The 12795-nt window shown below is 54.5% G+C and carries 12 protein-coding genes and 1 pseudogene; 8 read left to right on the plus strand and 5 right to left on the minus strand.

What is annotated here, in order from left to right:
- Positions 1-58 precede the first annotated feature (58 nt).
- A pseudogene (locus M0644_RS00770) lies at positions 59-741 on the plus strand (PD-(D/E)XK nuclease family protein).
- A gap of 13 nt (positions 742-754) precedes the next feature.
- On the opposite strand, the gene yidD reads toward M0644_RS00770, so the two are convergent.
- Together yidD and cobM are read right to left on the minus strand one after the other, a co-directional pair.
- Entirely contained in the window at positions 755-1015 is a 261-nt protein-coding gene (yidD, locus tag M0644_RS00780) for a membrane protein insertion efficiency factor YidD (protein WP_286626169.1), read from the minus strand.
- Between the two features lie 36 nt (positions 1016-1051).
- Positions 1052-1837 carry a precorrin-4 C(11)-methyltransferase gene (gene cobM / locus M0644_RS00785; RefSeq protein WP_286626170.1) on the minus strand — a complete coding sequence of 262 codons (786 nt, stop codon included), beginning with the start codon at positions 1835-1837 and terminating at the stop codon, positions 1052-1054.
- Between the two features lie 98 nt (positions 1838-1935).
- Here cobM and M0644_RS00790 point away from each other — a divergent pair, with 98 nt between their 5' ends.
- Together M0644_RS00790 and M0644_RS00795 are read left to right on the plus strand one after the other, a co-directional pair.
- On the plus strand, positions 1936-2535 hold the full coding sequence (locus M0644_RS00790; RefSeq protein WP_286626171.1) for a DJ-1/PfpI family protein: 600 nt from the start codon (positions 1936-1938) through the stop codon (positions 2533-2535).
- 12 nt (positions 2536-2547) lie between these two features.
- Positions 2548-3126, plus strand: coding sequence for a hypothetical protein (locus M0644_RS00795; protein ID WP_286626172.1), 579 nt, complete (start codon positions 2548-2550; stop codon positions 3124-3126).
- 34 nt (positions 3127-3160) lie between these two features.
- Here M0644_RS00795 and M0644_RS00800 read toward each other — a convergent pair whose 3' ends face one another.
- Entirely contained in the window at positions 3161-4762 is a 1602-nt protein-coding gene (locus tag M0644_RS00800; protein ID WP_286626173.1) for a hypothetical protein, read from the minus strand.
- A gap of 413 nt (positions 4763-5175) precedes the next feature.
- Here M0644_RS00800 and M0644_RS00805 point away from each other — a divergent pair, with 413 nt between their 5' ends.
- Entirely contained in the window at positions 5176-7002 is a 1827-nt protein-coding gene (locus tag M0644_RS00805; RefSeq protein WP_286626175.1) for an ABC transporter ATP-binding protein, read from the plus strand.
- On the opposite strand, the gene M0644_RS00810 is transcribed toward M0644_RS00805, so the two are convergent.
- A complete protein-coding gene (locus tag M0644_RS00810) occupies positions 6974-8137 on the minus strand; it encodes an MFS transporter (RefSeq protein WP_286626176.1) in 1164 nt (387 codons plus the stop codon). The genes M0644_RS00805 and M0644_RS00810 overlap by 29 nt on opposite strands.
- 66 nt (positions 8138-8203) lie before the next feature.
- Here M0644_RS00810 and M0644_RS00815 point away from each other — a divergent pair, with 66 nt between their 5' ends.
- The 4 genes from M0644_RS00815 to M0644_RS00830 all read left to right on the plus strand — a co-directional run bounded on the left by M0644_RS00815 (position 8204) and on the right by M0644_RS00830 (position 12200).
- Positions 8204-9187, plus strand: coding sequence for an AEC family transporter (locus M0644_RS00815; protein WP_286626178.1), 984 nt, complete (start codon positions 8204-8206; stop codon positions 9185-9187).
- 83 nt (positions 9188-9270) lie between these two features.
- The gene (locus tag M0644_RS00820) at positions 9271-10635 is read left to right on the plus strand and encodes a type IV pilus twitching motility protein PilT (RefSeq protein ID WP_149817266.1); all 1365 of its coding nucleotides are present in this window, start codon (positions 9271-9273) and stop codon (positions 10633-10635) included.
- Between the two features lie 37 nt (positions 10636-10672).
- Positions 10673-11368, plus strand: coding sequence for a circadian clock KaiB family protein (locus tag M0644_RS00825; RefSeq protein WP_286626180.1), 696 nt, complete (start codon positions 10673-10675; stop codon positions 11366-11368).
- A gap of 4 nt (positions 11369-11372) precedes the next feature.
- Positions 11373-12200, plus strand: coding sequence for an FAD-binding domain-containing protein (locus M0644_RS00830; protein ID WP_286626181.1), 828 nt, complete (start codon positions 11373-11375; stop codon positions 12198-12200).
- A gap of 2 nt (positions 12201-12202) precedes the next feature.
- On the opposite strand, the gene M0644_RS00835 is transcribed toward M0644_RS00830, so the two are convergent.
- Positions 12203-12640 carry an ATP-binding protein gene (locus tag M0644_RS00835; RefSeq protein WP_149817272.1) on the minus strand — a complete coding sequence of 146 codons (438 nt, stop codon included), beginning with the start codon at positions 12638-12640 and terminating at the stop codon, positions 12203-12205.
- Positions 12641-12795: the final 155 nt, after the last annotated feature.

The raw sequence follows: 12795 nt of genomic DNA on the forward strand, positions 1-12795 counted from the left end.
GCCGTGACGCCAACAGTCCCTCCCCTAGAATTGAAAATAGCTCAGGTAAAAGCATGTCATGGAGCAGGCAGAGATTATTGCCCTCATTCAACAGGAGCTACCTCGGCTCGTGGCTCAAGATCCCAGCCTGAGGGACTTTGTCCTGCGCACAGTCTCAGAATTATCCCTTCCCCGTCGTGAGGCAGATATTAAGTTCGATCGCATCCTAGAGGAACTGCGGCGCGATCGCGAGGAACAAGCCCGTCGTTGGGAGGAAGAAAATCGTAAATGGGAAGCACAAGTCCGCAGATGGGAGGAACAGGATCGCCGCTGGCATGAGCAACTTGCAGAAATTCGGCGTCTGGATAAACGGTTTGAGAGTACGATAGGTGCCCTAGGTGCTCGCTGGGGCATTGCCTCTAAAACAAGTTTTCGGAAGGCACTTGCTGGGATCTTGACGGAATCCTTTGGGGTTGAAGCCTCTGGGACCATGAGCGCGAGGTCTTTGGTCGTCCGGATCAGGTGGAACTAGACTTGATCATCAAGAATGGTCTCACGATCGCCTGTGAAATTAAATCTTCAATTGACAAGGCAGGGATGTATATCTTTGATCGCAAGGTGAATTTTTATGCACGGCACCACCAACGCCAAATTGACCGTAAAATCGTGATTTTGCCAATGGTAGATGATCGAGCACGACCGGTTGCCGCAGCATTGGGAATAGAAATTTATCGCTATGCCGATGCTGTAGAGGGTCTATAGGCTCTCCCGGACACTAACAAGGGGAAGAGGGGGGCACAGAGTCATCGTGGGGATCGGGTACAGGGTCATAGCCGCCGGCAGCAAAGGGGTGGCAGCGCAAAATACGACGAATGGCTAAATAGGTTCCCTTGACTGCTCCAAATCGGGCGATCGCCTCAATCGCATAGACAGAACAAGTGGGCGTATAGCGACAGGTGGGCAAAAATAACGGCGAAATCCAATGCTGATAAGCGCGAATCAAAAAGATCAGTGCTTTGCTTAGCCAGTTGTCCACAGCCTTTGCCTACAAGGTATCCCAATTATACCCAGGTTAATGGGGGCGAAATAGATGGTGATGTTCTGGACTATAGAGGCAGGAGCGCAATGAGCCATGGCCTTGATGTTGTACTGCCAGTGCTGGACTGATCAGGTAAAGGGTGGTGCGCGTCAAGTGCTGCTGCTGACTGAATGATGCCATTTCAGCCAAGGGAACGAGCCACAACTGCTCATCGGACCATCCCAAGCGGTAGCCCACAGCAACTGGGGTTTCGGGTGGATAGTGCTGAAGCAAATCTCGCTGAGCACGGTGGACACAATTCGCACTCAGGTAGAGGCAAAGGCTGGCTTTGTGGGCGGCTAGACTGGCCAATTCTTCTGTTGGTGGGACGCGTGTACGGCCACTGGCACGGGTGAGGATAATTGTCTGTACCAATTCGGGTAGGGTGAGTTCGGCATTAAGGCGGGCGGCAGCCAATTGATAGGCACTGATGCCGGGGACAACTTCAACGGTAATGCCTGCTTCGGCGAGGCGGGCAATCTGCTCGTGAATGGCACTGTAGAGGCTAGGGTCTCCCGATTGCAACCGTACCACTTTTTTACCCGCTTGGACTGCTTCAACCATCAGCGGAATCATTTCTTCAAGAGTCATTGCGGCTGTGGGAATACAGGTGGCACTCGGCGGTGCAAACTGCAAAATCCCCGTCGGCACAAGAGAATCGGCATAGAAAATCACATCGGCCTCTTGAATCAGCCGTTGTCCCTTGAGGGTGAGTAATTCTGGATCACCGGGGCCAGCACCCACAAAGTAAACCCCAGCCGAGGTCTGTCTTTTTAGCACTACACTGCACCTGATTATTCCCCTTACTAAGATTAACTTTTGCCGGTAACACAAGTTATGTCAGGATCAAGACAGGTCAGTTTAAGAGGCAGCGAATCATGAGCGGCAAACGAATTCTCATGCTTGTGGGTGACTATGTAGAAGATTACGAAGTGATGGTGCCGTTCCAAGCCCTCCAAATGGTGGGTCATACCGTGCATGCTGTCTGCCCTGATAAAGTTGCTGGGGACATTGTTCGCACGGCAGTTCACGATTTTGAGGGGGATCAAACCTATAGTGAAAAGCGGGGACATAACTTTACCCTCAATGCCACCTTTGCAGAGATTGACCCCGTTACCTACGATGCACTAGTGGTGCCGGGGGGGCGCGCCCCAGAGTATTTGCGCCTCAATCCACGGGTACTGGAAATCACCAAGCACTTCGGCGAGAGCCAAAAACCGATTGCAGCCATTTGTCACGGCCTCCAACTGTTGGCGGCAGCAGGCGTTCTTGCGGGCAAAACCTGTACGGCCTATCCGGCCTGTGGTCCTGAGGTCGTGAGTGCTGGGGGTAACTTTACCAGTGTGGCAGTGGATGCAGTCGTAGTGGATGGCAATCTGGTCACGGCGCCCGCTTGGCCTGCCCATCCCCAGTGGTTGGCGGCATTTTTAGAGATTTTGGGAACAACGATTAGCCACCGACCCTTGGCAGCAGTGTAGGATCACCGTGGCATGGCGATCGCCCTCAGCCAAATTGCCCAATATCTCCAACGGCACCAACTGAACTATCGGTTGAATGCGGCCAACCACCAAATTATTACGGGCGTCAACGGTGATCACCTTGAGCGATTTATCGTCGTCATTGAGCTAGATGAGGGAGGTGAGTTTTTTAAGCTCTATGCCCCCAATCTTTTGCCGGGGATTAAAACCCACCAGTTTCGTGATGCCATTTTGCAAACGCTACTGTGCATTTCGTGGCAGACAAAAATGTTGCAGTGGGAGTACGACCCCAACACCGGTGAAGTGCGTGCCATGATTGAATTCCCCATTGAGGATAGCACCCTCACCGAGCGGCAATTTTTTCGCTGCTTGGGGGCACTCGTGGAAATCGTTGACAATACAGTGCCTCGGCTGCGGCAGTTGGTTCAAAAAGAACCGCCCGCTCCAGATACAGATTTGGCCATGGGGGAACGTCTCCTGCTGACGATTCAGGAAGAAGCACCGGGGCTATTGGATCTCATTGCCCAAGCTCTTGAAGCCCGCCGCCAACGGGGTCGGGTCAGTTTGAATTTAGAGAATTTAGACACCTAAGTTTAGACATCTAGAGTTCTGTTTAGATTCAGATTCAAGACGAGGGGGGTGCAGGGGGCGTTTGCCGCGCGTAGAAGCGGCCATTCTTCATTTCAATCAACCCTTGACACTTTTCACAACTAAAGCGCCACAGCTTACCGACCGGAACTTTCAGTGGGTGATGACAATGGGGACACTCGCCACTCCACACTTCCTCATCCCCAAGCATCCACATACTGCCCACGACCATCGGCAGACCGATGATGGTGCCTAGCCCCGTGGCACAAAAGCCCAGACCCATGACTATGCCGGCAAGACCTGCCACCTTTGATTGATGATCGCGGGGGACTTTTTCAATCGTTGGAATGGTGTAAATCTCGGATTCAGAGGGGGGTAGTGGGGGTTCTGTGGCGGTTTCAGGGGGAGGCGTCTCATCTGCCTTCACTTGCGGCACAGGCTCGACCTCTAACCAAGGATCCCGTAGGGGAGGATAGTTGGCGGCTTCTTGGTCTTGGGGAAGGGCAGAAGATTCTGAAGGGACTGGGGGTGCAGTGGGCAACATGTCTGAGACTGCCCAAGGATCCTCAACAACAGGGGCAGCGTCTGGGGCGATCGCCCCCTCAGGCGAGGATTCAGCTTCAGCAGTCATCTCAGGGGTTATCGCGGTGGGTGGGCGAACCTCAGCTTCTAGGGCGGCAATGTCCTCAGTCGTCGGTTCAGGGAAGTCGTATGCCTCAAGGGTCGGTTGGTCTAGGGCAGCTTCAGAGAATTCGGCTGCTGGTTCAGGGATCTCAGCAATACTGTCTTGGGCTTCTGGTGTTGCAATGCTCTCTTCTATGGACTCAGAAGCTTCTGGAGGTGGTTCAGCAGCGACCTCGAAGACTGGCAATTCTCCTGAAAACCCAGCAAGGGTGTCGGATTCAATACGCTCTTCTTGAAGGGGGGGCGACTCAAATGGAGATTCTCCACGGTCAGTATTGGGTTCTGGTGAGGGTGGGTTGGGGTCAAAGGCGGCAGCTAAATCTGCCAAACTAATGTCCTCATCAGGATCGATTTCTGGAATCTCATCTAGGAAACTCTCTTGCGGCTCACTGATGGGTTCTGCCCCTGTTCCATTCTCAGTGACTTGCTCTAGGGGAGGAGCTACATCCCCATATTCAGGTGTGCTCTCTACTGGAATCGGGTATTCCTTCTCTTCGGGCGATCGCGCCACAACATCCTGACTTTCAGATATGGCAGGTGCCTCGGAGGTCATAAAAGCAGACATTAAATCCAGCAGCGTGGGTTCAGGGGGGGATGGCTCAGTCGCTGCCGTTTCGGTGCCCCATGGATCCTCGACCACGTCTCGATGGGGTTGGGTGGGTGGCAGGACTTGGAGCTGAAAATGACTTTCCCAGAGGGGGACGCCCAACACCCGTGACTCAATGAAAACCCGTTGAATCGCTGGCAAGTGCAATTTTTCTAAGGCAGTGCGGATCAGGGTTACGGCTGCCCCTTGATTGAGCATTTTTTCTGAATGCAGCGTGATCATTAACTCCTCGGCCTGACGTACCACAGTGGCCTTTACCCGCTTTGGCAGGAGGACAGCATTCAGCAGCGTACCAATGGCACGGGGGTCGCCCTGCCGCGCAATATCGAGCAAACGGGAATCACTCATAAACCGATGAATGGAACGGGGTGCCGCTAGTTCTAGCCTACTGCAATTTCCAGAGAGGGGTGAGGGACTGGGGGCGATCGCTTGACTATCCTACGTATCAACGACCGAGCTAATCTACACCCTAAATTTAGAGCGGTTGAGAAGCTTGGAAAAAATCCCTTCGGCATCAAGGACATCCATACCATTTTCTGAAGCGGCGGCTATAGGATCCTTGATTTGTGCGTTACCCTTTCGGCGTAACTTACCCTTTCGGGGATTTCAGTGGGGCTATGCGGGGGATTAATAGCCCGAACTACCTTTAGTTTAGCTAAGGGATGGCCAGATGACAACTGCCTAAAGCGTGTAAATTGTTACAAACAATTACAAGCACCCACTAGACTGGGAAAAAGGATGTTCACAAGTTTCAGCAGGGCATGACAGCGGCAACACGTTCCACGGATTGGCAACTTTTGCAACGACTGATTCCTTACCTCAAGCCCTATCGCTGGGGACTGGTGGGAAGTGGCTTGCTCTTGATTCCCTTGGCGGCAGCAGCAGCATTACAACCGATCATCATTGGTCAGGCGATCGCCTTCCTCAAGGGGGAAGAGAGTACCTATAGCTTTTTGAAACCTTTGACCCTGACCCAAGGGATTGATCTACTGAGCATTGCACTGCTGATTACCGTGGTGCTGCGTTTTGGGGTGCAGGCGGTGCAGGGGTACTGGATTCAAAAAATTGGCCAAAACATTACTGCCGATATTCGCCATGACTTATTTGACCACGTGCTCCGGTTATCGTCGCGCTTTTTTGACCGCACCCCCGTCGGTAAGCTCATTACCCGCTTGACCAGTGATGTGGATGCTCTGGGGGATGTGTTTGCCACTGGCGCCGTCGGGGTTCTCAGCGATGTCTTCTCAATGCTGGTGGTCGTCCTGACGATGTTTTTCATTGACCGCCTCCTAGCAACGCTGCTGCTGGCCTTGGTACTGCCCATCACCGCCCTGATTATCTATTTTCAACATCGCTACCGCGTGGCCAACTACAAATCCCGCGAGGAGCTGTCGCTACTGAATGCCGATCTTCAGGAAAACATCGTTGGCATTACCGTGGTGCAACTGTTTCGCCGTGAGGCCTTTAATAGCCAACTGTTTCGGCGGCGCAATCAACGCTACATCAAAGAGGTGGATCGGACGATTTTCTACGATTCGGCAGTATCAGCAACGTTGGAGTGGATTGCCTTTGTGGCGATCGCGGGGGTTCTCTGGCTGGGCGGTGCCTTGGTGGAGCAGCGCACGATTGACTTTGGCACTTTGGCCACGTTTATTCTCTTTTCCCAGCGCGTTTTTGATCCGTTGCGGCAGTTGGCGGAGAAATTTACCACGGTGCAAGCGGGCTTAACGGCCATTGAGCGCATCCATGATCTGCTCTTAGAACCGATTGAAATTCAGGATCCCGATCGCACCTTTTTGCGTTTGCCCAAGCCAGAAAATACAGCCGCTGCCGTTGAGTTTCGCGATGTCTGGCTGGCCTACAAAGACGATGACTATGTCCTCAAGCAACTTTCCTTTCAGATCCATGCTGGCGAAAAGGTGGCGATTGTTGGCCCTACGGGTGCAGGCAAAAGTTCAATTATTCGCTTGCTCTGTCGCCTCTATGATCCAACGCGCGGTGAAGTCCTTGTTAGTGGTCGCAATGTTCGCGACTTTACCCAAGCAGAACTGCGGCAGCACATTGGCGTGATTTTGCAGGATAGCTTTCTCTTTTCCGGCGATGTCAAAAGCAACATTGCCCTTGGCGACAACTACACCCTTGCCGAAATTCAGCGGGTGGCCGCCGAAATGAACATTGCCGACTTCATTGAGCAGTTGCCCCAAGGCTATGACACTCCCCTGCGGCAGCGGGGCACGAATCTATCAGCGGGACAGCGACAACTTTTGGCCTTTGCGCGGGTGGCGATTCGCAATCCAGAAATCCTTATCCTTGATGAGGCAACCGCCAATTTGGATGTGGGCACGGAGGCAATGATTCAGGAGGCCTTGAACCGCCTGTTGGTGAATCGAACCGCCATTATTATTGCCCACCGCCTCGCCACGATTCGCCATGTGGATCGCATTTTTGTGCTCAAACGGGGACAACTAGTGGAGCAGGGCACCCACAGTGAACTCTTGGCTCGCAACGGGGTGTATGCCCATCTCTACCGATTGCAAGCACTCGCTGAAGAAGCAGCCCCTAAGCAGGATGCCTCGCCCCTTGCCTAATCCACAATAACAGCGGCAGCCCCAGCAGTTGCAGCACCACTGACACCAGTACCAACAACCCCAAGGAGCGATCGTAGAGCACTCCCATGAGCAAACTGCCGAGAAACCACGCTAAGCCATAACCAGTGCTGAAGATGCCATAGGCTGACCCCCGCCGCTCTGGGGGGACGAGGTTGGCGACGATCGCCCGCACAATGGATTCTTGGGCACCCATGCCAATGCCCCACAGCACCATGCCCCAAATCACCGCAGAACTGAGGAAGACCAAGGGAGCAAAGCCTACCGACAGCACAACCGCAAGGATCAAGGCCATGATGCCAATGCGATCCAGTAAGTACCCAAAGAGCAGGGCAGCCACGGCATCAACCCCCATCGCCAAGGCGTAGAGCAGCGGAATTTGACTCGTTTGCAGACTATCCCCCTGCTGTAAATGAAAGGCAATCAAGGGGAAATCCACATAACCGGCGCCCAGAAAGGCCATGGCCAATAGATAAATCCAAAACAGTGTTGGTAGTCTTTTGGTATCCAGATCCTGCACCACCGTTTCAAAGTCCCGTGGCTCTGGGTACCGCCACTGCGTCACCAATAAAACGACCAGCCCCATCAGGGCAGGGATGGCGAGGACGGCAAAACTCCATTGATAGTGCCGGGTGAGGGCAAAGACGCCGGCCACCATCAGCGGCCCAACAACGGCACCAATTTGATCCATCGCCTCATGGAGACCAAAGCCAAAGCCGCGACCCACTTGACGAGCACCGTAGGAAAGCAACACATCGCGGGGGGGTGTACGAATCGCTTTACCGGTGCGCTCAGCAATCATCAATCCCGCTAGGACTTCCCAACGATGGGCCAAGGCCATGAGGGGCACAGCCAAGGTATTGATGGCATAACCAAGGGTGGTAATGCGCCAATAGGCACGGGTGCGATCGCTGAGATAGCCAATCCCAAGGCGTAGACCATAGCCGATGAATTCCCCCAAACCCGCTACGAGGCCGACAACGGTACCACTGGCACCCAATACTCCTAAATAGACCCCCGTAAGGCTGCGGGCGCCTTCATAGGTGGCATCGGCACAGAGGGAAACCACCCCTAGGAGCACGACAAACCTGAGGGCGGAGCCTTTCTGGCAAACCATGACTCAACTCCTGTATTTAGGAATGTCCACAGTATATTGAGTGGAGAATCGTTAAGGGCGATCGCGATGGTGGGTGCACTCAGCGCAGCTAGTCCCTTAGTCATTTGGACAAGTCTGGGGTTCATCTGTGGCCGTTGGTTGCCAGCAGTGATTCCCCAATGGTTGGGGCGCAGCCTCTATTGGGTCGGAGTGCCCATTCAAATTTTTGCTTTGGTGCGGCAAACCAACTTCGCGGGGTTAATTTGGTTGGCACCGCTGCTGGCCTTTGTGGCGCTCATTGTCGGCTATACCCTTGCCCAAGGACTTTACTATTGGCAGCAACGCTACTTTCAACCCCAGTGGCTGCAATACACCCCCCCCTTCCTGACAAGTACAGTTCCCGAAGGAGAAAGTCGCCGCTTTCAGGGGAGCTATCTGATTGCCAGCATTCTCGGCAATACGGGCTTTGTCGGTTTGGGGGTCACGATTCCTCTCCTGAGTGCCACGGCATTGCCCTGGGCGGCCTTCTATGCCATTACCCAAAATGCCCTCGGCACCTATGGATTGGGTTCATTTCTCGGTCAGTACTACGGTAAGGGCAATGATCAACCTTGGTGGCGCGCCCTCGGGGTGATTCCAACGGTACCGACACTTTGGGCCTCCATGGCCGGCTTTGCTACCCATGATCTTTCCTTGCCAGATGCAATCGAAAGGTTGTGTGAGATAGATATTCACTTGGTGATTCCCTTTGCCTTTGTTCTCACTGGAATTCGTTTGAGTCGGCTCCCCGGCTGGCAAAGTTTTCGTATGGGGTTGCTGCCTATGTTAGTGAAGACGTTGTTGCTGCCATTGACGATGATGGCGATCGCCTATGGTTTGGGCTTGCGGGGCGATACGTTGCTGGCGATCGCGATTATGACTGGTACGCCCACCGCCTTTGCCGCGCTAATTTTGGCAGAGGAATACGAACTCAATACCGAACTGCCACCGGCGGTGATTGCCCTGAGTACCCTGAGCTTTGTGGTGGTGTTACCGCTGTGGGTGTTCCTGTGCCGCCAAGTTTTAACATAACGCTAACGACTGCTCTCCTTTTCCAAGAACAGTGGCACACTGAAAATACCTGATCCATTGCTAGCCCTTTCACGAGTCTCCCTATGACGAATCCCCAAAGTCCTCCGCCGCCACCGCCGCGTGTTCCCAATTCACCCCCGATGCCGCCGCCCCGGCCGCCAATGGGTGGGGGTGTTCCACCGCTGCCTCCCCAACCGGGAATGGCGCCTCCCCGTCCTGCTGCCCCCCCACCGCCTCCCCAAGGGATGCCCCCACAGCCCGGCATGCCGCCTCGACCCATGCCACCACAACCGGGGATGCCGCCACGACCAATGCCGCCGCAGCCGGGAATGCCCCAACAGGGGGTACCGACCCAACCGATGCCGACACCAGCCGCGCGGATCTCTGGCCCGACAATGGAACAACTGGTGCGGGAGGCTTTTGAGCACGGCTATTCTGATATTCATGTTGGAGTGGGAGAAGCGCCCCGTTTTCGCGATCGCGGACGTTTAGAAATTACCAACTATCCCGTTACTGATGAGGAAACCTTTAACTACTGGCTGAATGAACTGCTGACCCCCCAACAAATTGAGCAGTTTCGCACCCACCTTGAATACGATGGTGCCTATCAGTACGAGGGTCTGTGCCGTGTGCGGATCAACATCTTTGTCGCCCTCAAAGGCCCCGCCATGGTGCTGCGCTTGATTCCGGTGAAGATTCTGACCCTAGAGCAGTTGAATTTGCCGCCGGTCTTCAAGGATCTCTGCCACTACCACAAGGGTCTGATTCTGGTGACAGGGCCAACGGGTTCCGGGAAATCCACCACCCTTGCGGCAATGGTGGACTATATCAATACCGAAATGCCGAAGCACATTATCTCCATTGAAGACCCGATTGAGTTTGTGCACCAAAGTCGCCGTGCCCTGATCCGCCAGCGGGAGGTGGGTATCCATACACTGAAGTTTGACAATGCTCTGAAGGCGTCATTGCGGGAAGACCCCGATATTATTCTGATTGGGGAGATGCGCGATCGCGAGACAGTGAATACAGCCCTAAAAGCAGCGCAAACGGGTCACTTGGTCTTTGGTACATTGCACACCAACAGTGCCGTGAAAACGATTGAGCGGATCCTCAACCTTTACAACCCCGATGAACAGGGACCGATGCGGATGCAGGTGGCGGAGTCGCTGGTGGCGGTCATTGCCCAAGCCCTTGTGCGCACGACGGATGGTAAGCGGGCGGCAATTCACGAGATCATGATCAACACCGATGCCATCAAGGACTACATTTTGCGGGGTGAAGTGGAGGAAATTGAGGCAATTATTCCGCAGTGTACCTACGACGGTATGTGCACGATGAACCAGTGCCTCTACGAACTCTATGAGGCGGGGCGCATTGACGAGGAAACCGCCATCGAAAACTCCCCCAAACCCAACGAAATGGCGCAAATTCTACGGGGTCGTGTCTAGGGCAATGGTTGGCCTCAAGCCTGTCTTATACAAGGGGTTGGCCCTCTTTACACCGGGGGAGGATGTGGTCTTTTGCCGTGACCCATCAAAACAGGGGCATTGGCATCAGTCGCTTTGTCAAGCCCTGCAACAACTGTTGGATTTGGAGGAGCCGCCCCTTTTCCTATCCCCCTGCTACACAGCGGCGGTAGATTACTGGTTTGATGAGGAGCAGCAATGCCTGCGAGTGGCGGCGGAGGTCTATCCCTTGGCATGGCCCCATCGTCCCCTATTGAATGCCCTCTTTGCCCCTGCTCATCAGCCCACATTGCCGTGGCAGTTGGTACAGGATCCGCAGCATCCCTGCGATGTCCAAGCCCTAGAGGCCTACCGCAGCAGCTTTCCCCAACTGTGGGAGCCTCACCAACTGATCTATGATTTGCAGGAAGCCACCCCCCTGAGCAGTTTTGCACCGCGTCCTTCGGAACCCGATCGCTATGTCTTTCGCCTCTATGTGCGTGGAGAAACCCATGCCACGGAAGTTGCCCTCAAAAACCTCCATGACTTGCTGAGTCGCTCCCTCAAGGTGCCCTATACGCTCAAAGTGGTGGATGTCACCAAGCAACCCGATCTGGCGGAGGAGGATCAAGTGCAGGCCACGCCAACATTGGTGCGGGTCTATCCCCAGCCGGTGCGCCGCCTTGTGGGACACTTGGATAATCGCGATCGCCTGCAACGTTTGTTAAGCCCTTAGACCGATGACAAATTCTGCTAAAGATCTGCTCGCGGCTGCTGCTGTGGAGCGAATGGCGGGAACTCGTGATGCCTATGTGCCCTATCTGCGCCAAGTCTTTGCCGATGTGGTGGGGGCGGATGACGCGGTCAGTGAAACCTGTGGTGGCTTAGGAGCAGCCCAAGAGCGTTTGGCCAAGATACAGCCTCTACGGTATGGCAAGAGTCGCAACTTTTTGGCGGGGGCAGTAACGGGGCTTTCGGCCTATTTGCGCCATGGGGTGATTAGTTTGGCAACTGTGCGCGATCGCCTGCGGGAAGTGGTAGCTCATCCCCATCAAGCGGAAGCCTTACTCCAACAACTGGCGTGGCGAGACTATTGGCAGCGCCTCTATGCCCGCTGGGGCGATCGTCTGTGGCAGGACATCGAACCCTATAAAACGGGTTGGCAAGCAGCCGATTATCAAACCGACTTACCTCCTGCACTCATCGCAGCGGAAACGGGACTGGCCTGTATGGATGCCTTTAGTGACGACCTACAGCGAATGGGCTACTTGCATAACCATGCGCGGTTATGGTTGGCGGCCTATGTGGTGCATTGGTGTCGGGTGCGCTGGCAGGCGGGAGCCACTTGGTTTTTGCAGCATCTCCTCGATGGCGATCCGGCAAGTAATAACCTCTCGTGGCAGTGGGTGGCCAGTACCTTTAGCCACAAGCCCTACTTTTTTAACCGCCAAAACCTCGAGCGCTATAGCGATGGCAAATACTGTCGCCAGTGTGCGATGGGCGATCGCTGTCCCTTTGATGCCACCTACGAGGAATTGGCAGCCCGCCTTTTCCCCCACAAGGAATAGGGTTATTGGGGAGTGGGCTTCACGGTTTTGCGCAGAATCAAACAGTTACCCGTATTGCCCACGCGCTGATAGTCCAATTCATCCATGATGGTTGCCAAGAGGCGTAGGCCGCGTCCCCCTTCGGCATCGAGGGCAATTTGGCTGGGGAGTGTTGCCAGTTTGGCCATCAAATCAAAGGGATCCCCTTGATCCCAAATCCGCAATTCAATCACAGTGTCTGCAAGGGAGAGATCAATGCGAATGGGGGTATCGCTGGCGCGATCGCGATGGGCATGGCGCACAGCATTGGTAAACCCCTCGGCAAGGGCGAGTTCCAATTTCAACCACTCTTCGATGGGCAGCGTCGTGGGGCGATATTGATTGAACCATGCCAAGAGAGCCTCCAGTTGGGTCAGGTCACTGGTCAGGGTTAGGGAAACCGTGGTGAAGGGAGGCGTCATAGGCTGAGTTGTCCTTGCTGGGGTGGAATCAGTTGCAGAGCCTTAGGATCGGATACCAAGAGGTCAAAAACAGCTCCGCAGCTCGCCCTGCCCACTGAATGTAAAGGATGCAAATGGAACCATGACGAATAGACGTTTCGCCGCTGGAGGGCTGC

This window comes from Thermosynechococcus sp. B1 (genome assembly GCF_030322985.1).
Lineage (GTDB): Bacteria > Cyanobacteriota > Cyanobacteriia > Thermosynechococcales > Thermosynechococcaceae > Thermosynechococcus.